Annotated in this window: 19 protein-coding genes; 9 read left to right on the top strand and 10 right to left on the bottom strand. The window is 38.8% G+C overall.

The annotated features are described in order from the left end of the window. Nucleotides 1-57: 57 nt before the first annotated feature. Entirely contained in the window at nt 58-3,708 is a 3,651-nt protein-coding gene (gene rpoC / locus AB5754_RS03650; RefSeq protein ID WP_311834173.1) for a DNA-directed RNA polymerase subunit beta', read from the top strand. A 258-nt stretch (nt 3,709-3,966) separates the two neighbouring features. After that, entirely contained in the window at nt 3,967-4,977 is a 1,011-nt protein-coding gene (gene gap / locus AB5754_RS03645; protein ID WP_311834174.1) for a type I glyceraldehyde-3-phosphate dehydrogenase, read from the top strand. A 69-nt stretch (nt 4,978-5,046) separates the two neighbouring features. On the opposite strand, the gene AB5754_RS03640 is transcribed toward gap, so the two are convergent. Continuing rightward, nucleotides 5,047-5,724, bottom strand: a complete 678-nt coding sequence (locus tag AB5754_RS03640; RefSeq protein ID WP_368251053.1) for an A24 family peptidase — start codon at nt 5,722-5,724, stop codon at nt 5,047-5,049. 270 nt (nt 5,725-5,994) lie between these two features. Here AB5754_RS03640 and AB5754_RS03635 point away from each other — a divergent pair, with 270 nt between their 5' ends. Beyond that, nucleotides 5,995-6,462, top strand: coding sequence for a DNA starvation/stationary phase protection protein (locus tag AB5754_RS03635; RefSeq protein ID WP_311834176.1), 468 nt, complete (start codon nt 5,995-5,997; stop codon nt 6,460-6,462). Between the two features lie 91 nt (nt 6,463-6,553). Here AB5754_RS03635 and argH read toward each other — a convergent pair whose 3' ends face one another. Both argH and AB5754_RS03625 read right to left on the bottom strand, forming a co-directional pair. Next, nucleotides 6,554-7,930, bottom strand: a complete 1,377-nt coding sequence (gene argH / locus AB5754_RS03630; protein ID WP_311834177.1) for an argininosuccinate lyase — start codon at nt 7,928-7,930, stop codon at nt 6,554-6,556. Nucleotides 7,931-8,079: 149 nt separating this feature from the next. Further along, nucleotides 8,080-9,294, bottom strand: coding sequence for an argininosuccinate synthase (locus AB5754_RS03625; protein ID WP_368251055.1), 1,215 nt, complete (start codon nt 9,292-9,294; stop codon nt 8,080-8,082). Between the two features lie 380 nt (nt 9,295-9,674). On the opposite strand from AB5754_RS03625, the gene rplM reads away from it, so the two are divergent. Further along, nucleotides 9,675-10,121: a 50S ribosomal protein L13 gene (gene rplM, locus AB5754_RS03620; protein ID WP_302373343.1), complete on the top strand. Its 447-nt coding sequence runs from the start codon at nt 9,675-9,677 to the stop codon at nt 10,119-10,121. Between the two features lie 15 nt (nt 10,122-10,136). After that, the gene (rpsI, locus tag AB5754_RS03615; protein ID WP_311834179.1) at nt 10,137-10,529 is read left to right on the top strand and encodes a 30S ribosomal protein S9; all 393 of its coding nucleotides are present in this window, start codon (nt 10,137-10,139) and stop codon (nt 10,527-10,529) included. 22 nt (nt 10,530-10,551) lie between these two features. Here rpsI and xerC read toward each other — a convergent pair whose 3' ends face one another. The 4 genes from xerC to AB5754_RS03595 form a co-directional block, all read right to left on the bottom strand. Beyond that, complete coding sequence (gene xerC / locus AB5754_RS03610) at nt 10,552-11,847, bottom strand: site-specific integrase (RefSeq protein WP_311900722.1); 1,296 nt, start codon at nt 11,845-11,847, stop codon at nt 10,552-10,554. Between the two features lie 65 nt (nt 11,848-11,912). Continuing rightward, nucleotides 11,913-12,188, bottom strand: coding sequence for an AlpA family transcriptional regulator (locus AB5754_RS03605; protein ID WP_002340127.1), 276 nt, complete (start codon nt 12,186-12,188; stop codon nt 11,913-11,915). A 39-nt stretch (nt 12,189-12,227) separates the two neighbouring features. After that, nucleotides 12,228-13,073, bottom strand: coding sequence for a Rep protein (locus tag AB5754_RS03600; RefSeq protein WP_368251056.1), 846 nt, complete (start codon nt 13,071-13,073; stop codon nt 12,228-12,230). Between the two features lie 204 nt (nt 13,074-13,277). Next, the gene (locus tag AB5754_RS03595) at nt 13,278-13,628 is read right to left on the bottom strand and encodes a hypothetical protein (protein WP_311800590.1); all 351 of its coding nucleotides are present in this window, start codon (nt 13,626-13,628) and stop codon (nt 13,278-13,280) included. A 179-nt stretch (nt 13,629-13,807) separates the two neighbouring features. Between AB5754_RS03595 and AB5754_RS03590 the strand changes: the two genes are divergently transcribed. Then, nucleotides 13,808-14,674, top strand: coding sequence for a helix-turn-helix domain-containing protein (locus AB5754_RS03590; protein WP_368251057.1), 867 nt, complete (start codon nt 13,808-13,810; stop codon nt 14,672-14,674). Between the two features lie 188 nt (nt 14,675-14,862). On the opposite strand, the gene AB5754_RS03585 is transcribed toward AB5754_RS03590, so the two are convergent. Beyond that, nucleotides 14,863-15,426 (bottom strand): TetR/AcrR family transcriptional regulator, encoded by a 564-nt coding sequence (locus tag AB5754_RS03585; protein ID WP_270598578.1) that lies wholly within the window; start codon nt 15,424-15,426, stop codon nt 14,863-14,865. Nucleotides 15,427-15,769: 343 nt separating this feature from the next. On the opposite strand from AB5754_RS03585, the gene AB5754_RS03580 reads away from it, so the two are divergent. Genes AB5754_RS03580 through AB5754_RS03570 form a run of 3 tightly spaced genes read left to right on the top strand, consistent with a single transcriptional unit; the run spans nt 15,770 to nt 18,364 of the window. After that, nucleotides 15,770-16,690, top strand: coding sequence for an ABC transporter ATP-binding protein (locus tag AB5754_RS03580; RefSeq protein WP_368251058.1), 921 nt, complete (start codon nt 15,770-15,772; stop codon nt 16,688-16,690). Nucleotide 16,691: 1 nt separating this feature from the next. Then, on the top strand, nt 16,692-17,588 hold the full coding sequence (locus AB5754_RS03575) for an ABC transporter ATP-binding protein (RefSeq protein ID WP_270598582.1): 897 nt from the start codon (nt 16,692-16,694) through the stop codon (nt 17,586-17,588). Continuing rightward, complete coding sequence (locus AB5754_RS03570; protein WP_270598583.1) at nt 17,588-18,364, top strand: ABC transporter permease subunit; 777 nt, start codon at nt 17,588-17,590, stop codon at nt 18,362-18,364. The genes AB5754_RS03575 and AB5754_RS03570 overlap by 1 nt, the downstream gene beginning before the upstream one ends. 702 nt (nt 18,365-19,066) lie before the next feature. Here the strand turns inward: AB5754_RS03570 and AB5754_RS03565 are convergent. Next, entirely contained in the window at nt 19,067-20,254 is a 1,188-nt protein-coding gene (locus AB5754_RS03565; protein WP_029487383.1) for a site-specific integrase, read from the bottom strand. A gap of 47 nt (nt 20,255-20,301) precedes the next feature. Further along, a complete protein-coding gene (locus AB5754_RS03560; RefSeq protein ID WP_003128904.1) occupies nt 20,302-20,592 on the bottom strand; it encodes a helix-turn-helix domain-containing protein in 291 nt (96 codons plus the stop codon). Nucleotides 20,593-20,704 lie beyond the last annotated feature (112 nt).

Here is a 20,704-nt window from a genome sequence, read left to right as displayed (position 1 = left end):
GACCCTTGCCTAGGTTATCCTTAATCTGACCAAGAAATGAAATGGAGGGAACCCCTTTTGATCGATGTAAATAAATTCGAAAGTATGCAAATAGGTCTGGCTTCTCCCGAAAAAATCAGAAGCTGGTCTTACGGGGAAGTTAAAAAACCGGAGACCATTAACTATCGAACATTAAAGCCAGAACGTGAAGGCTTGTTTGACGAGCGTATTTTCGGCCCTACCAAAGACTGGGAATGTGCCTGTGGAAAGTATAAACGGATTCGTTATAAAGGGATCGTCTGCGACCGTTGTGGCGTAGAAGTAACCCGCTCAAAAGTTCGTCGGGAACGGATGGGCCATATTGAATTGGCTGCACCAGTTTCTCACATTTGGTATTTTAAAGGAATCCCATCTCGTATGGGCCTTGTTTTAGATATGAGTCCTCGGGCCTTGGAAGAAGTAATTTACTTTGCTTCTTACGTGGTAATTGAACCAGGGGATACTAGTTTAGAGAAAAAACAACTGTTAACGGAACGGGAATACCGGGAAAAACGGGAACAGTATGGCAATGGCTTTAATGCTGCCATGGGTGCCGAAGCAATTAAACAATTGTTAGACAACGTGGACTTAGAAGCTGAAGTTGCCGAATTAAAAGAAGAATTGAAAACCGCTTCCGGTCAAAAACGGACTCGGGCAATCCGTCGTTTGGACATTATGGATGCCTTCCGTAAATCTGGCAACGAACCTGGCTGGATGGTGATGGATGTCATTCCAGTCATTCCTCCAGATTTGCGCCCAATGGTTCAATTAGAAGGTGGCCGTTTTGCAACTAGTGACTTAAACGATTTGTATCGTCGGGTAATCAACCGGAACAACCGTTTGAAACGTCTTTTGGACTTGAATGCACCAAATATCATCGTTCAAAATGAAAAACGGATGCTTCAAGAAGCCGTGGATGCTTTAATCGACAATGGTCGTCGGGGCCGTCCTGTAACTGGACCAGGTAACCGTCCATTGAAATCTCTTTCTCATATGCTGAAAGGGAAACAAGGGCGTTTCCGTCAAAACTTACTCGGTAAACGGGTTGACTACTCTGGTCGTTCCGTTATCGTTGTCGGTCCTTTCTTGAAGATGTACCAATGTGGTCTACCAAAAGAAATGGCCATTGAACTCTTCAAACCTTTCGTCATGAAAGAGTTAGTTCAACGGGAATTGGCTTCTAACATTAAGAACGCCAAACGCAAAATTGAACGGATGGAAGATGAAGTTTGGGATGTCTTAGAAGATGTCATTCGTGAACACCCTGTTTTACTTAACCGGGCACCTACTCTTCACCGTTTAGGGATTCAAGCCTTTGAACCAGTCTTAGTTGAAGGCCGGGCAATCCGTTTGCACCCATTGGTTTGTGAAGCCTACAATGCCGATTTCGATGGGGACCAAATGGCGGTTCACGTTCCATTAAATGAAGAAGCCCAAGCTGAAGCACGGATGCTAATGCTAGCAGCGCAAAACATCTTGAACCCTAAAGATGGAAAACCAGTTGTTACCCCATCTCAAGATATGGTCTTGGGGAACTACTACTTGACCATGGAAGAAGATGGCCGTGAAGGGGAAGGCATGCTTTTCCGAGATATGGACGAAGCAGTCACTGCATGGCGCAATGGCTACGTTCATTTACATTCACGGATTGCCGTTGATCCTAAGAAATTAGGGGACAAACCATTTACTGAAGAACAACGCTCTAAATTAATGGTTACGACAGTAGGGAAAGTCATCTTTAACTCCATTATGCCGCAAGAATTCCCTTACTTAAACGAACCAACTGACTTTAACTTGACCGTCCAAACACCAGATAAGTACTTTGTGGAAGCCGGCACTGATATTCCAGCTTTCATTAAAGAACAAGAACTAGTGGGACCATTCAAGAAGAAAAACCTAGGAAATATCATTGCGGAAGTCTTCAAACGTTTCCGGGTAACCGAAACTTCCATGATGCTTGACCGAATGAAAGACTTAGGTTATAAACACTCCACCCATGCCGGGATTACTGTGGGGATTGCCGATATCATGGTTCTTAATGAAAAACATGACATCATCGAAAATGCCCATAAACAAGTGGAAACCATTACGAAACAATTCCGTCGTGGTTTAATCACAGATGATGAACGGTATGAACGAGTAATTGCTGTCTGGAACGCTGCTAAAGACGAAATCCAACAAAAACTGATGGAATCCTTAGATGCGAAAAACCCAATCTTCATGATGTCCGATTCCGGTGCCCGGGGTAATATTTCCAACTTTACTCAGTTGGCTGGGATGCGTGGTTTGATGGCCGCACCAAATGGCCGTATCATGGAATTGCCGATCATCTCAAACTTCCGTGAAGGTTTGTCTGTCTTGGAAATGTTTATCTCTACCCACGGGGCGCGTAAAGGGATGACCGATACCGCCTTGAAGACTGCCGATTCTGGTTACTTAACCCGTCGTTTGGTTGACGTGGCTCAAGATGTTATCATCCGGGAAGAAGACTGCGGCACTGACCGTGGCTTGGAAATCTCTGCTATTAAAGAAGGTAACGAAAATATTGAATCACTGGAAGAACGGTTAGTGGGTCGTTATACTCATAAATCCGTTGTCCATCCAGAAACTGGCGCTGTGATTATCGGGAAAGATCAATTAATCACCGAAGATTTGGCTAAACAAATCATCACTGCTGGTATCGAAACAGTTTCCATTCGTTCCGTCTTCACATGTAACACCAAACACGGTGTATGTAAACATTGTTACGGTCGCAATTTGGCAACTGGTAACGAAGTGGAAGTGGGAGAAGCAGTTGGTACCATCGCTGCCCAATCCATCGGTGAACCAGGGACTCAGTTGACCATGCGTACCTTCCATACCGGAGGGGTTGCCGGGGATGATATTACCCAAGGGCTTCCTCGTGTCCAAGAAATTTTTGAAGCTCGTAATCCGAAAGGGCAAGCGGTTATCACCGAAGTTACTGGTGAAGTCATCGATATCTCTGAAGATGCGGCTACTCGTAGTAAAGAAGTTACGATTAAAGGGAAAACCGATACACGGACTTATACAGTGCCATTTACAGCTCGTATGAAAGTGGCAGAAGGGGATTACATCCATCGTGGTGCTCCACTTACTGAAGGTTCAATCGATCCGAAACAATTGCTACAAGTTCGGGACGTGCTGTCTGTTGAAAACTACTTGCTCCGTGAAGTGCAACGGGTTTACCGGATGCAAGGGGTAGAAATCGGCGACAAGCATATCGAAGTAATGGTTCGCCAAATGTTGCGTAAAGTACGGGTTATGGATCCAGGTGATTCCGAAATCTTACCAGGTACTTTATTGGATATTGCCGACTTTAAAGAACGCAATTACGATACGTTGGTTGCTGGGGGCGTACCAGCTACTTCACGCCCAGTGCTTTTAGGGATTACCAAAGCTTCCCTAGAAACCAACAGCTTCCTATCTGCAGCTTCCTTCCAAGAAACCACTCGGGTCTTGACCGATGCAGCAATTCGCGGCAAGAAAGATCCACTCCTTGGTTTGAAGGAAAATGTTATTATCGGGAAGATCATTCCAGCTGGTACTGGGATGGCTCATTACCGCAATATGGAACCAAAAGAAGTCACTGTGGCTAGTGAAAATGTCTACAGCATCTCCGACATTGAAGCACAAATGGCAGCAGAAGACGCATTGAATGAACAAAACTAATTCAATTTGAAAAGCTCGCTCCTTTTATGGGGGGCGGGCTTTTTTGTGTTTGGCTTTGATTCGTTGACACCGAGAAGGGAATTGAACAAACCCCCTCTGTTTTTGCACAATATTTCGATTTCTTGGTGAAGGTAAAAAAACAATACGTGGGCTATTCTTCTGTACATTTCTTCACAAAACGTATCTTTTGACTTTCCCGGCATTCGAACGCAAAATAGTGAATGTAATGGTTCCATACTTTAAAGGAGGTCAATTTTTATGACAGTAAAAGTAGGTATCAACGGTTTTGGACGGATTGGTCGTTTGGCATTCCGTCGTATTCAAGAGGTTTCTGACGACATTGAAGTGGTAGCAATCAATGATTTAACAAGCCCTACTATGTTGGCTCAATTGTTGCAATTTGACTCTACTCACGGCACTTATCCGGGTAAAGTAACTGCCACGGAAGATTCCATCGTAGTAGACGGAGAAGTGACTCGGGTTTATGCCGAACCTGATGCCCGTAAGATTCCTTGGGTGAAAGAAAACGGTGTGGACATCGTTTTGGAATGTACTGGTTTTTACACTTCTGAAGAAAAAGCCCAAGCTCACTTAGATGCTGGGGTTAAACGAGTGGTAATTTCGGCACCAGCTGGGGCAATGAAGACTATCGTTTATAATGTAAATGACGACACTTTGGATGCTAATGACAAGATTATTTCCGCTGGTTCTTGTACGACCAACTGTTTAGCACCAATGGCCTATTTCTTAAATAACGAATTTGGCATTGAAGTGGGAACCATGACAACTGTTCATGCTTATACTTCAACTCAAATGTTATTAGATGGCCCAGTTAAAGGTGGCAACTTACGGGCTGCGCGTTCGGCTGCGGATAACACTATTCCTCATTCCACCGGGGCCGCTAAAGCAATTGGCTTGGTTATTCCTGAATTGAATGGTAAATTGCAAGGCCATGCACAACGGGTACCAGTAGTGGATGGTTCATTGACTGAATTGGTTTCTATTTTGAAAACTAAAGTTACTGCTGATGAAGTCAACGAAGCAATTAAAAAACATACCGTGGATAACCCATCCTTTGGCTATGACGACCGGGAAATTGTTTCTGGGGATGTAATTGGGACAACAGAAGGTTCTATTTTTGACCCAACGCAAACCGAAGTGACTACAGCTGGCGATTACCAATTGGTAAAAACGGTAGCTTGGTACGACAATGAATACGGCTTTACTTGCCAAATGATCCGTCTATTGGAAAAATTTGCTAACTTATAAGCCACATCCTTATGAAAGTTCAAAAAAGCGCAACTCTTGCGGGAGCTGCGCTTTTTGGATTTATGGAAGTTAATTTAACAATAAAATCACCCACAATCCTAGAGTAAGAAAAGGGATAAAAGGGAGTTCTTTTTGGCGTGGTTTTAAAAGAGCTATCAGTAAAAAGGCGAATAAACCACTTAGGCAAGCTATCATTAAAAGAGCAGCAAACTGGCGGAGCGGTAGCCAAAAGCTCCAGGCTAGCAGCAGAAGCAAATCCCCTAGACCTAAAGCTTCTTTTAGAAAAAGCCAACAAAAAAGGCTGATTATAAGACAATAAAGACTGGTTTCCCAATAGATGAATCCTTTTTGATAGAGATAAATACCAGATAGCAAGACTGTGCCAAAATAGAAGAGTTTCGGCTCTAAAATAAAGTAGTACCAATCCACTAAAGCTAAGACAAAACTTAACAGTAACCATAAGAAGCCGTGAAGGTTAGGTAGACTAGGATAAGTTAAAAATAACATTCCGCAGCAGAGTTCAGCTGTGAAATAACTAAAGCCGAGTTCATTTTGACAATGGCGACACCGCCTCTTTTGCCAAAGAAATGAGAGGAGGGGAATCAATTCATGCCAAGAAAGAAAAGTCTTGCAAATAGGACAGTGTGATCGCGGGCGCAGGATCGACTGACCTTGGGGGATACGCTGGGCTACGAGACAGAAAAAAGAACCGAGGCAGGCGCCGATAATAAACCGCAAAATAGCCATGATCATCCCTCCTTATGCAAAAAAGTACGCAGTCTAGTAGGAAAGTGATAGTAAAAAGGTGTTTTTCTACATCAGAAATAAAATAGCTATCAGAAAATCTAGTTCGGTTAGTTAAAATGTACCGAATTACGGATAACTAAAAAAGCGATGAAATGGCGTGCCGCTTTTTATCCTCTGTTTTTTTTATCGTGAGAAAGTGCACATTATTGTACTTTTTACCGCTTTCGTACTACCATAAATATGTAAGCCAAATAGAGGAGGAATATCAGAATGAAATATGCAAAAACAAAAGAAATTTTGAACCAAGCAGTGGCTGACTTAAGCCAAATGTCCATGGTGATTCACCAAACTCATTGGTACATGCGAGGACCTGGATTCTTAACTTTACATCCAATGATGGATACTTTTATGGATGATATCAATGATCAATTAGATGAAGTTTCAGAACGTTTGATTACATTGGACGGCTCCCCTTATTCTACATTAAAAGAAATGGCTGAAAACACTAAGATTAAAGATGAAGTTGGCCGTTGGGACCGCAGCATGGAAGAACGCTTGGCTACATTGGTAGAAGATTACCGTTATTTGATTGATTTATATCAAAAAGGAATCGACGCTGCTGGCGAAGAAGAAGACAATGTAACAGAAGATATGTTCATTGAATTTAAAGGTGCCATTGAAAAACGGGTGTGGATGATTCAAGCTCATCTTGGCAAAGCACCAGAAATCGACAAATAAAAATCAATCAAACGCCCTGTCTGGCAGATGTCAGACAGGGCGTTTTTTCCGTGGTGTATATCTTTTGAATAGAAAAGATTCTTAATGAAAATTAATCGGCCAATTGTTTTTTCGCTTGTTCAATCTGCCAAGCTACTTGATCAAATCCGGTGCCTCCTAATGAGTGCCGGTTTTTTACGGCATTGACGGAATCCAGTTTTTCGTAAATATCACTTTCGATAAGTGGTGTGATGGCTTGGTATTCTTCTAAGGGGATGTCTTGAAGGTAGCGGCCTTTTTGAATTCCTTCAATTACCAATTTGCCGACGATTTCATGGGCCTCTCGAAAAGGGATTCCTTTAGAAGCCAGATAATCTGCTAGTTCTGTCGCATTGGAAAAGTCTTTTTCCGTGGACTCTTTCATGTGGGCTACGTTTACTTTCATCGTGTGGATCATGCCGGCCATGATTTCCAGACTGTGCAAAATCGTTTCCGCTGAATCAAACATGCCTTCTTTATCTTCTTGAAAGTCTTTGTTGTAAGCTAAAGGCAGACCTTTCATCACCGTTAACAAGCCAAAGAGATTGCCATAGACCCGGCCGGTTTTGCCCCGAATTAATTCAGCCATATCGGGATTTTTCTTTTGAGGCATAATGGAACTGCCGGTGGAAAACGTGTCTGTGAGTTCCACAAATTGAAATTCATGGCTGCACCAAAGAATTAACTCTTCACAAAAGCGGGACAAGTGCATCATTAAAATCGCCGCATTACTTAAAAACTCTAAAATAAAATCCCGATCGCTCACCGCATCCATACTGTTGGTATAAACGGCAGCAAAGCCCAGTTCTTTTGCGGAAAATTCCCGATCAATGGGAAAAGTCGTCCCCGCTAAGGCAGCGGCACCTAATGGAGATACATCTGTGCGCGCCAAGTTTTCCGTAAAACGGGCTTGGTCTCGGGTGAACATTTGGTAATAGGCCATTAAATGGTGGCCAAAGCTAATGGGTTGAGCGTGTTGCAAGTGGGTATAACCGGGCATCACCGTGTGGATGTTTTCTTCGGCTTGGTCCACTAAAACTTGTCGCAAAGTTGTGATTTTTTCGATTGTCTTTGCCAACGTATCTTTTAAATACAAGTGCATATCTGTGGCTACTTGATCGTTTCGACTGCGGGCAGTGTGGAGTTTACCGGCTACTGGCCCGATTTCTTTGTGCAGGTAAGTTTCGATGTTCATATGAATATCTTCATTTTCAATGGTAAATTCCAGTTCGCCTTGGTTTAACTTTTCTTCTACGGCTAGGAGGCCGTTGGTGATTTCTGTTGCTTCATCTTTAGAAATAATTCCTGTATGTCCCAGCATTTTCACATGGGCCAAACTACCCGTAATATCTTGCTGAGCCATTTTTTGATCAAAGGAAATTGACGCACCAAAGGCATCAATCCACCCTTCATTTTTTCCGTCAAAACGGCCACCCCAAAGTTTTGCCATTTTCTCACCCCATCTATTGAATTCATGTCTATTGCTACTTTTAGTATACCAATTAAAAAGAGCAGTGACAGCGAAAACTCTGCCTCTGCCCTCATTTATAAGATCCTCACGTGTGGCTCGCTGTACACATCATCAGGAAATCTCCTGTTTTATTTGACCAAATTTTGTTCTTTGACCTTTGTTTGAACCTCGGCGTGGACTTTTGATGGCAAGCCAAACAATTTAATAAAGCCCACTGCAGCATCTTGGTCAAAGGTGTCTGCCGAAGTATAAGTGGCCAAGTTTTCATTGTAAAGGCTGTTTTCTGATTTCCGACCTTCTACAATGGCATTTCCTTTAAAGAGTTTCACCCGAACCACACCATTTACATATTTTTGGGTTTCTTTTAAGAAAGCAATTAAGGCATCGGTTAGTGGATTGAACCACAATGCGTTGTAAATCACATCCGCCAATTGATTTTCAATCGTCGGTTTGAAGTGGGCTAATTCCGTCACAAAAGTTAAATCTTCCAATTCTTTATGAGCTTTCATCAACGTCATAGCACCAGGACATTCATAGACTTCCCGGGATTTAATTCCCACCAAACGATTTTCCACATGGTCAATCCGGCCGACACCGTGTTTGCCAGCGAGGAGATTTAACTCATCGATGATTTCATAAAAACTCATGGCGTCACCATTTAAAGCCACCGGCACACCGGCATCAAAAGTGATCTCCACCATATCTGGAGTGTCGGGAGTATCTTCTAATTCTGCAGTAATCGCATAGGCTCCTTTAGGTGGTGCCGCCCAAGGATCTTCTAAAATGCCACATTCACAAGCCCGGCCCCAAATATTTTGATCAATGGAGTAGGGGTTGTCTAAGTTTGCAGGAATCGGTACACCTTTTTCTGCGGCATAGGCAATTTCTTCTTCTCTGGACCATTTCCATTCCCGTACTGGGGCAATCACTTTTAAGCTGGGATCAAGAGCAGCAATGGCCACTTCAAACCGCACTTGGTCGTTGCCTTTGCCGGTACAGCCGTGAGCGACCGTGGTGGCACCCGCCGCATGGGCTACTTCCACTAATTTTTTTGCAATCAAGGGCCGCGAAAGAGCAGAGACTAAAGGATAAGATTGTTCATAAAAAGTATTACCTTGTAAGGCGATTAAGGCATATTCATTGGCAAATTCTTCCTTGCAATCTAAAGCATAGGATTCAATAGCGCCCACTTGGATCGCTTTGTCTTTGATGAACTGCATATCCCGACCTTCGCCAATATCCAAACAACAAGCCACCACATCGTAGCCTTCATCAACTAACCATTTAATCGCAACTGAGGTATCCAAACCACCGGAATAGGCTAAAACTACTTTTTCTTTCATATTTATACACCCTCGCTTTAAGTCGTTTATGATTAACTGAGCTTATAATAGCAAATATTCATGCGTTGCGCAATAGAAAAATAAATAAATATACATAAAAATCTAAAAAAACTTGAAAATATACAAAATGGAGGACTTATTCATTCTGAGTTGCATAAATTCTGATCGGCATTTAATTGTTAATTTTTATAGAAGAAAAAGACTAAAAGCACAGGAAAGAAACCTTCCTGGAAATCCACTTAGTTCTGATAAAAGCAGAAGAATTTCGTTGACTTTGCTTGTGAGACAAGGTATTATATTAAATGGTATTGTTTGCCCCACGAAGAGCCCCGGAAACTCAAGTGTATGTCAAACATTCGAAATTGAAATTGGAGGAAAAAATCTTGCGTACAACATATATGGCCAAATCTGGCGAAGTAGAACGTAAATGGTATGTCGTAGATGCAACTGATGTTCCTATGGGTCGTCTTTCTGCAGTCGTAGCATCTGTATTGCGCGGTAAAAACAAACCAACATTCACCCCTCATGTGGATACTGGTGACAATGTCATCGTAATCAATGCAGACCATGTAAAATTAACTGGTAATAAAGCAAGTGACAAAATTTACTACCGTCACTCTAACTTCCCTGGCGGATTGAAACAAATCTCAGCTGGCGAATTGCGTGCTAAAAATTCTCGTCGTCTGATCGAAAACTCTGTTAAAGGCATGCTTCCTAAAAACACTTTAGGTCGTGCTCAAGGCATGAAACTTCACGTCTACGCAGGCGCTGAACATCCACATGCAGCTCAAAAACCAGAAGTTTTGGATATCACAAACTTAATCTAATAGGAGGGAATTTCATTGGCACAAGCTCAATATATCGGCACAGGCCGTCGTAAAAATGCAGTTGCCCGGGTACGTTTGGTCCCAGGAACTGGTAAAATTACTGTTAACAACAAATCCGTTGAAGAATACATTCCCCACGCTGACTTGCGTGAAGTAATCAACCAACCATTTGCAGTTACTGAAACTAAAGGCGCATACGACGTTAACGTAAATGTTAACGGTGGTGGCTACGCTGGACAATCTGGCGCTATCCGTCATGGTATCGCTCGCGCTTTGCTACAAGTAGACCCTGACTTCCGTTTGGCTTTAAAACGCGCTGGCTTACTTACTCGTGATGCCCGCATGGTTGAACGTAAAAAACCAGGTCTTAAAAAAGCCCGTAAAGCATCTCAATTCTCTAAGCGTTAAAAACAGCTTCATATCAGTACTTTCAGGCGTTTCGCAATTCACTTTGCGAAGCGTCTTTTTTTGAGTTGACACCATTGTTGACACCATTCCGGTCTGACTCTTTTTGAGACAATTTACGATAGGCAATTTCACCAATGGGCATTTGAATCACGTTTGGTGTATTTACATAAGTTCGTGTGATGTTGGTATCGCTGTGAGTCAATGCCTCAGAAATTTGTTCCAGAGCCACACCAGCTTGTTTGGCTAAAGTTGCCCCAGTATGCCGTAACTTGTGTGGAGTCGCATGGGTAAGGTGTTTATGTCGTCGCTCAATGGACTTCATACGGTAGTTCAAATAATCTGTATGAAGCCTTTGATTGATATTCCCTTTATCATCAAAGAAGGTAAAGAGTAGCTGTTCTTCGGTTTGTTCGAATTCAAATTGAGCTAGTTCTTCTTTTTGTTGGACTTTCCACTGTTGAAGTAATTGCTTTAGCTCATTTGGAATATGGAAGATTGTCGTTTTATTCCCTTTTGTGCTTTTTTCATTGCCAAATTTATCCAAGGCTTTTCCAATCGTAATCTGGGAGGTAGTGAAATTCACGTTCTTCCATTTGATAGCGTAAGTTTCTGATTTTCGATCAGATAAAAAGAAGGTAGTTAGAAATAATACATAGTCTTGTAAAGTCAGTTGTCCACTTTCGTAATCACTTTGGACGGCAGTTAGCCATTCTTGAAGTTGTTCAAAGGAAAGGTATAAATCTTCTTCTTTCTTAGCTTCTTGTAATTGGTTTTTCTTAGTAGCATTGATTCGTTTAAGCGATTTTTCTAGTTTATTCCGTTCAATGTATTCAAGCTCTTCTGCCCAATCGAAAATAGAATTAACGTAGCTACGTAGTATTTTGAAGTTTGCGTATTCGGCAGCCTTTTGAGTCATGATTTTTAGAACAAAGGCTTTGTTTTGATTCAGATAGTTCAACGTGTATTTTCCGAACATTGGTAAGATGTGAAGTCGAAAAATATCTTTTGTATTCGTGATTGTGACAGGAGTAGGAGACTTCGTGTTTCGAGAAGTTAAGCCAGCTGTATAAGCATCAATCCAGATATCTGCATAGAAATCTTTGAACAGTGCTTCGCCACCTAATTCAAAAGCGTTCTTTTCTTTGTTTTCCCGTAGCTCTTTAATCTTGGCATAAAAATCAATTTCTGCTGCTTTTGCCTCCTTTCTAGTTTTGAAAGTTTTAGAATAAAGTTTGTTTACGCCTATCATCTCTTGGATATCTTGTGGATAGTAAAGCCGTAAACGGTAAGTCTCATTTTCTGTTTTGCTAATTGCCATAGTATTTCCCTCCGAGTTTGCGAGCCGAAATCAAATACTATATATGGAGTATAACGATGTCGGAATTATTTTGCTAGGCTTGCTAGCCATTGATCAATGGCGATACGGTCAAATCTATTAGAACCGTGGATTTGAATAAGGGGTAAGCCCTCTTTAATCCAGCCATCTAACGTATTATTGGAAACTTGTAGATAGTTACAAGTCTGCTTCTTATTCATATAGCGGTGTTGCAGGTTTTCCTGTGTCTTAATTTTTTCGATTTCAGTTGTGATTAAATCAGATAGTTGAGTAGAAATGATGCCCATCTGGTCATCACTGAGTAAAATTTTCATTTCGGTCATATTCTCACTTCCTTTGAATTTTGTGTAGGGAATAATGAATTATTTTTTTATCTTGGTATAACGAACAATGCTTTCTTGAAAATCCATCACTTGTTCTGGATTCCCATCTTCATTAACAGCACTGTAAAATATTGGACGTCTTACAAGATACTCATTGGTATAAAGCACGTCTTGATTTGTGGTATCAAAAGGTTGGTCCACGAGTTGTTTTGTGACACTAGGTATTTTGAGATTCTGAGATTTGAAGAACGCTTTTTTCTTATGCTCTTTCATATCTAAGTCCTTATCAAAATATTTACTGATATAGCGTCCACGATTTTCGATACTATCCACATCAATCTTGTTGATTTTGACAAATCCATGTCCCCAGATGGTTGTAAGGCGATTGAAGGAGATAAAAGGAAAGTCAAACAGGATAATGTGATAATGGATGGCGCCTCGTTCTTGTTTTTCCCACGTGGCAAGGTATTTTAGCTTAGATTTTTTTGTGTGATAGAGTTCGTAGTTTAGTCGTTTGATAAATTTATTAAATTCATTATTCGCATAGGCAATATCTTGAATGTTTTCTCTGAAAGTGAGGGTTAAAAATTTTGTCTGATTGTCAAAGTTCATATCTACGAGTCGAGCAATTTCAAATCGCATATTTTGATAGTGTTTTTGTTTTCGTTTTAAGCTGTCGTATTGTCCTTGAGCAGATAATTCATCATAGTTTTTTCTCTTATCAGTGATGGTGTTTTCTTCTTCATAAAGCCAAGCTAATTCTTTCTTTCGTTTTGGATTGGTTTCATCTTTGTCTGCTTTTTGTTTCGGAGTAATGATTGCTTCATAATCATAAATTTCAAGGTACGTGGGAGTTTCAATGATTTTCTGATTATAAGCCTTCAAAAATCATCACTCCTTGTTGTTTATTCAATTGTCAATGAGCCGTTTATTTTCTCTAGATGTTGTTCTATAAATCAAGTTAAGGGGAAGTCCTGCAAAGCAGTCCTTCCAGCCTATGTGTTTATTGGGCGGTCTTAACGGACAGAATCGGCTCTATGGCGCTGCCCCGCCGTTTCGTCCTAACCACCCAACAAACCCATAGGAAAATTAGTTTTGCGTAGTATTACCTTGTTTTTTCGGAATCAAAGTTGCCGAATCTGCCGTGGCCGATAAGCCATAACTGACGAATTGACCATTGGATCGTCCCCAAGGTGCAATTACTAAATTGGTAAATGTAACCATGGCTAAACCTTGTTGATTAAGCTCTTCTGGAGTAACCACGGGATGTTCGGATTTGACTTTGACACTGATTTTTTCGTAGCGGAGTTTAGGTAGGATACATTCGTAACTCCAACCTAGAATCTCTCCGTCTTTTTGCCAGCGAGTAACATTGACGACTTGGTATTCTTTTTCGAGTTTTTCTTTTGGTAAGGTAAGATCATTGATTTTAATTGGCATAATAGCCCTCCTTTTGGATATACGATATTTTATACGATTGGTTTAAAAAAATATAGATGGCCATCTACGATTCGTATTTTATACGTTTGTTTATACGAAGTCAAGAGATTTCACGAAAAATATATACGAAATTTTATACGAGTGATATAATAGGGAAAATGACGAGGAGGAAGTAATCTATGTTTGGCTTATTACAACCTGATAAAGTGAAGGTAGGACAACGAATCAAAGAAATCAAAGAGAGTATGAATCTGTCCTTTACAGAGTTGGGCAATCGCTTGGGGATAAAGAAACCAACAATCAGTTCCTATGTTCAAGGCTATGCGCTAGCTCCTGAAAGTGTCATTAATCAATTATCGAGTATTAGTGGGAAACCAGTAGGCTGGTTTTACTTTGGTGACATTGAAGAGTACATTGCGGACTATTTGCAGTTAAAAGGGCAGAACAGGGTTGTGCAAGAACATCCAGAAGTTGTGAAAGCAATCAAAGAAGAGTTTTACACCGGGGAGTTTAAAAATCCAGCCTGGGAAAATGAAGTTGGTTATCCATGTGAGGAGTTTATGGATGATTATTTTTATGAACTGCAACAAGAAGTCATTAAAGAAGAACTTCAAAAAATGGTACGTGATCAGATAAAAAATTTACCGATTGCCGACGAATTATCTAAACAGAAGAAAGATGAGGCAGTCACCATTATTACGAGTGGCATCATCGAGTATATGGATGCAGCCGGCGAATTTAATTATGAAAAAAAAGATGATATGATTAAACTGGTTAAGCAGGAAGTCGATAAGTACGATTTTGTTGCAGATAGTAATTTTGAAAATCAGTATTTAGTGGGAAAACTAATAAATATCTTGGCAGATCAACAGAAAACTGGAGAATTAATCAATCGATTGTCCGAAGAACTAACGAATAAATCTTTTTCTGGAAGATTTGGTGGAGAAGAATTGATAGAGGCTTTTGAAACATTACGTCCGGTACTAATCCGAATTTATAGTAAAACTAGCACGGACGAATTAGAGGATTGGTTCAGAAGTGAATAAAAAAGTCTGGAGGGAGCTATTTGTAGCTACCTCCAGACTTTTTTACTGACTTCAGTCAGTTTTGTGCGCAAAATAATAAAACTACGTGTTTCTGCATATGGGCAGAGTAGCTTTAGGGATAAAAAGCTTTTTTCAATATTATTTTTTTCATATCAAATTTTTTATAAGTTTACTAATAAGTAATGTATTTATATCAAATCAAAATTGATTATTTTGTTCAAAGTTTTCACTAGATATTCAGGAGATTCTTTTTGACCGCTACTAATCCATTCCTGTAAGACACCAAATAATGCATTGCTAAAAAAAGCTAAAAAGTATTTTTTTTCGAGTTCTGTTTCTATTTCAATATTGAGATGGGACAAGGTATTTTCTAACGCATTTTTCTTTACAATATCTTTTACTTGATTTTGAACTTCGGGAGATCCATGCTCAGATATTAATAATGCTAATAATTTTCCCTCGTTCGTCAGGTAATTTAACATATAAAGCATGAGCATCTCTTTTGTTATGTGGGTCTGCGATATATTTCTAAGGATATTATTTATGTGTTCCATTATTTCTAGTTGATACTTTTCTACTAAATCGTATTTATCTAAATAGTGTAAGTAAAAGCCACTACGGCTGACTTCGGCAGATTTACAAATATCTTTGACAGTTATTTGTTCAAAATTTTTTTCTTCTAAAAGTTGAATCATTGCTTTAATGATTCTTTCCTTCGTTTTGTAAAAACGAATATCTTTCTCTTTACTCATTATAATCCCCTCAACTAATCAATTTTTGCTAAGTGTCCATTAACTATCTAAAATACTTGCTGTTTTTTCAAATCATTCTATACTACGAAGAGTACTAGATAATACACATAATGTCCATTAAGAAATAAGGGGGATTTAGCATGTAGAGAGAGAAAAATTGTAGCAAATATATCAATCTTGTTTATCTAAGAAAAAGGTATTTTATATAATACGTATTTAGACATTAGAGTAATCTAGATTAAATTGATATTTTACCATTCTTGATTTTTGATGATTATAGAACATTGGATACGCATATAGTGACTACGGAATAAAGAGTAACGAGAAAGAGGGGCAAAAAGTCATGTCTATGTTGGAAATTAACCACTTAACGAAAGACTTTGGTTACAATCGAGGTGTTTTCGATATAAGTTTCAAAGTGGAAAAAGGAGAAGTATATGGATTTTTAGGTCCAAATGGTGCTGGTAAATCAACTACGATTCGCCAAATTATGGGATTTATAAAGCCGCAAAAAGGGAAAATAGTTGTGAATGGTATGGATGCATGGCGTGAGTCTGCAGAAATCCAAAAAAATTTAGGTTATCTCCCAGGTGAGATTGCGTTACCTGAAAATTTAACAGGAACACAATTTATCAAGATGATGGCAGATTTACGAGGCATCAAAGATTTTAGCCATACAAATTATTTGATAGAAAAATTTCAATTAGAACCAAAAGGAAGTTTAAAACGTATGTCACTTGGTATGAAACGTAAACTAGCTGTTGTAACAGCATTCATGCATGATCCAGATATACTGGTTTTAGATGAGCCAACAAGCGGACTTGATCCAATTATGCAGCAAGTTTTTATTGATTATATTAAAGAAGAAAAGTCCAAAGGAAAGACTATATTACTCTCTAGCCATATTTTTAAAGAAATCGATGCAACTTGTGACAAAATCTCAATGATTCGTGACGGGAAATTAATCTCAAGCTTTGTCGCGGATGATTTGCGACACAATACGGATAAAACATTTAAGTTAGAATTTGACGATAACTTGACTTACCAATCATTCTTGGAAAGTATTCACGAGAATGCCAACCTGCGTATTGTAGGAACTAAACCTAAGTTTAATCAAGTAAAGGTTTCTTACAATGATAAAGATGTTAATGAGTTTATCACTGTTGTAAGTGAATTCAAGTTGAAGTTCTGTTCTGAAATTAAGTTTACACTCGAAGATTATTTCATGAGTTTTTATGAATCAAGTAAGAGAGAGGTAAAGTAAAATGACTTTGATCGAAATTAACCATCTTACAAAAGATTATGGCTCAGAAAGAGGTATCTTTGATATAAATCTTTCGATAGAAAAAGGTCAATCTTTCGGTTTTGTAGGAACTAATGGCGCGGGAAAATCGACGACTATTCGACATTTAATGGGATTCTTAAAACCACAAAAAGGCAACGCAACAATCGACGGCTTGGACTGTTGGCATCAATCATCCGAAATTATGAAAAAGGTCGGTTATATCCCGGGAGAAATTGCCTTTCCCGATGCAAAGACGGGGGAAGCCTTTCTTAAAGGGCAAGCAGATTTATTAGGCATTAAAGATATGACCTACGCTAATAGCTTGATTGAAAAGCTACAATTAGATCCAACTGCGAATCTTAAAAGAATGTCAAAAGGAATGAAACAAAAAACGGCAATTGTCGCAGCGCTAATTGCCGAACCTGAAATTTTGATTTTTGACGAACCCACTACTGGCTTGGACCCTTTAATGCGTGAAATTTTTGTTGAAATTATTGAGGAGGAAAGAAAAAAAGGCAGAACAATTTTTATGTCGAGCCACATGTTTGACGAAGTTGAAGAACTTTGTGATCAAGTTGCATTAATAAAAGAAGGCCGTATTGTTGCTGTGAAGTCTACTGAAGATATTAAGCATAATGAGAATAAAAATTTTAAAATTGAGTTCAAATCAATTGGTGATTATGAGCGATTTGTTCAAGAAGACTTTGATTTTAAAGAAACACGTGTAGATCGTAATCAGGTTATTTTCAATTTGAATGATCATGAAGTCAATCGTTTATTTAAAACACTAAAAAATTACGATGTAAAGTTTATGAAAGAAAATAAATACACTTTGGAACAATATTTCAATAATTTATATAGCGAGGGGAATAAATAATGTTTAGTCGAGCAATTTTTAAACAAAGCTTAAAAGCCAATGTACGTATGTTTATGATGGCGACAATAATTACTAGCTTGATGATGGTCGTAATGGTTGCGGTTTTTAGTCCATCTACAATTAGTGGAGTGGGGGATGTATTAGGAAAAACCGGCTTGATTCAAAGTACTTCCTTCTTAGGTATGTTAGGGTCTACTTTTTTTGCAATACAGGGGATTTTGTTACCAATCATCTTTATAATTTTAACTGCAAATAATTTAATTGCCTCTCAAGTTGATAAAGGTTCCATGGCTTACTTATTATCCACGCCGACTAAACGAGCAACAGTTGTTAGAACCCAAGCCCTTTTTTTGATTGCCTCATTAATAATTATGGTTGGAATTATAACGGGAGTTGGGGTATTTTCAATTCATACATTTCAAAGTGATGTAGATGTAAACATGACTGATTTTTACAAAATGATGCTAGGACTGTTTCTATTGATGTTTTCAACAAGTTCGATTTCCTTCTTCTTTTCTAGTGTATTTAATCTTTCGAAAAACTCACTATTATTCGGTGGAGGGATTCCGGTAGCATTTTTCTTACTCCACTTGATGTCATCTTTTAGTCCTGACTTAGAAAAACTAAAATATCTTTCATTAAATACGTTATTCGATACTTCTGCTATAGCAAAAGGTGATAATATTCTGCCTAATTTTATCATTTTACTTATTATTGGTTGTAGCTTTTATATTGCTAGTTTGATTGTTTTTGATAAGAAAGACCTGCCTTTATAGAGGAGATGCTTGGACTAACAAAGTGTCTTTTATGCAAAGTGTCTTTTATGGCAGTATCATGAAAATAAGCATCTATAAAAATCCTCTCTATAATGTTCTGTTGATGCTGAAATTACTCATAGTATTGAATTATAAAACAAGATTTCAGCAAAAATTTTTTTAATAGTAAGTTATAAAGTGCTGTGACTTGAAGTGTTTAAAAAAGTTGATCTATTCATTCCTAAAAAATAGTAAACAAAAGAAAAAACCTTGTCAGTCGTTAATCTGAAAAGGATTTTTGGTAGGGAAAATGTTAGGAAGCCATCTTATTTTTAATGGAAATCAAGTGTTATAGCTATTGAAGGATGTTGATTTATAGGGATTACTCCTCCATATTCTGTTGGATCTTTATTCCCACTTGATGTTTTATGTGTATGAATTCAATAGTATTGAATCGGCTCGCAAGTAATTGACACCATTGCTTTCAAATAATTGGAAAGCCAATAAAATTTTTTGTGTTTCAATCTCTTTAAATCGTTGCTATTAAAGCATTATGAAGCTGTTTGAAAAAACGGTTGGGCTAACCAGGTCTTAAGAAAGCCCGTAAAGCTTCTCAATTCTCTAAACGTTAATCGTTGTTATACCAACGATTTCAAGCACTTTCCATTCAGTTGGAAGGTGCTTTTTTTATTTTGGTTACGAGTTTGGTTACGACTATTTTTTTTAACTTGTTTTTTGCCGGTAATCCTCCAAGTGCTTGACGGTTTCTTTCTGAACTTCTGGATTTACATGCCCGTAAACATTTCGTGTAATCTCTGACGTTTCCGCATGACCGACTAGAGATTTTACGATTAAATCATCCACACCATTGTTTAAAAGGTCACTGACAAAAGTATGTCGTAAGCCGTGGGGTGTTATTTTTGGAAGGTCAAATTTCTTTGAAAGGGCATCAAGTTTATTGTTAAGGTAGTCTGGATGCAAAGGTTGATTCAGTTCTCCCTTTTGAGTTGTATAAGTGAAGATAAATTGATCATCGGTTGGAAAAATATTGACTTGTTGAAGTTCATTAAATTGAACCTTTTTCCATTTTGCCAATAGATTAATAACGGAATCTGCTACTGGAATCGTTCGAAATCGATAGGAGTTTTTCATCCCTTTTACACGTTCGTATTTTCCGGTAGCTTTATTTTTCACCAATTTATGCATGAGGGAAATCGTCTTGTTTTTGAAATCAATATCTGACCAGACCAAGGGATAAATTTCTCCTTTGGCTGCCCCTAATTGATAAATCAAAGAAAGTAACGTATAGTCTCGCACCCCATATTCTTGCTTCATCAAAGTTAACACTTGTTGGATGAGTTCCTTAGAATAGTACTTTTGCTGACGTTTTTTTTCCTTTTTGTTCTTTAGGTCTGCATTTACAGGCATCTCCAACAAATCATAGGGATTCTTTTGGATATAACCTTTCACTAGGGCATAGCGTAATACTTGTTTGGTGTAGGAGACACAGTGTTTATAGTTAGCATAAGGTTTAATGCCTTTTTCCTCATTGCCAAATGCCCACAAAATTTGGGTATCTTCTAATAGGTCATAGGTAATCTTATTAATCGGAACATCCCCTAAGTAAGGAAGAATTCTCTTCTCAAAGCAAGTCTTAGTTCGATCCAAAGTAGACTGCTCATGATGTTGTGTAACGGTGTATTTCTTATCCCACCACATTTGGTAAACCTCTTTGAATGTATAAGAACCTTTCTTCTTTTTCACTTCTCCTTTCAATTTTTTTAGTTTTGCTTCTGTTTCTAAAATCTCTGCTTCATGTTTGCTGTCCGCATAAGCCACATATCGAGAAGCATCCGCCCCCATATAAACATTGACTTTATACGAGCCATTTTCCATTAGACTAATTGCCATTTCTATCTTCCTTTCAAAAATGGCATATCAGTATCACTACACACTCATCATACAGCGCCTTGCTGTGCTTTGGAATACTCCCTTAGCCATTTATCTATCTCTTCTCGCTGGAATCGTACAACACCCCAAAGATGTATCATGGGAAGTCCTGCATCAATCCATTTATCAAGCGTGTTGTTGGCGATACCTAAATACTCACAAGTCTCTTTTTTTGATAAATAGCGATTCTCTAAATGTACGGCTATTCGTGCGTTTCTCACTTCATCTACCATTAAGGTATACATATATTCTCTTAAACTCGTCTCTTGATCAGGCGAAAGTGTAATTTCAACTGCCATTGATTGATCTACCTCCGATCTAGAAGTGAAAAGAAGAAAGGTGCTATTCAGTTCTCAAAGGGCATTTCAAAAGTACTTATAAAAGTACTTTTGTTTATCGTACACCCAATTC

Source organism: Enterococcus sp. 2201sp1_2201st1_C11_2201SCRN_220225 (assembly GCF_040925905.1).
GTDB lineage: Bacteria > Bacillota > Bacilli > Lactobacillales > Enterococcaceae > Enterococcus_C > Enterococcus_C asini_A.
The sequence above is the reverse complement of the archived record's forward strand: the minus strand, read 5'-3'. Positions and strand labels throughout refer to the sequence as shown.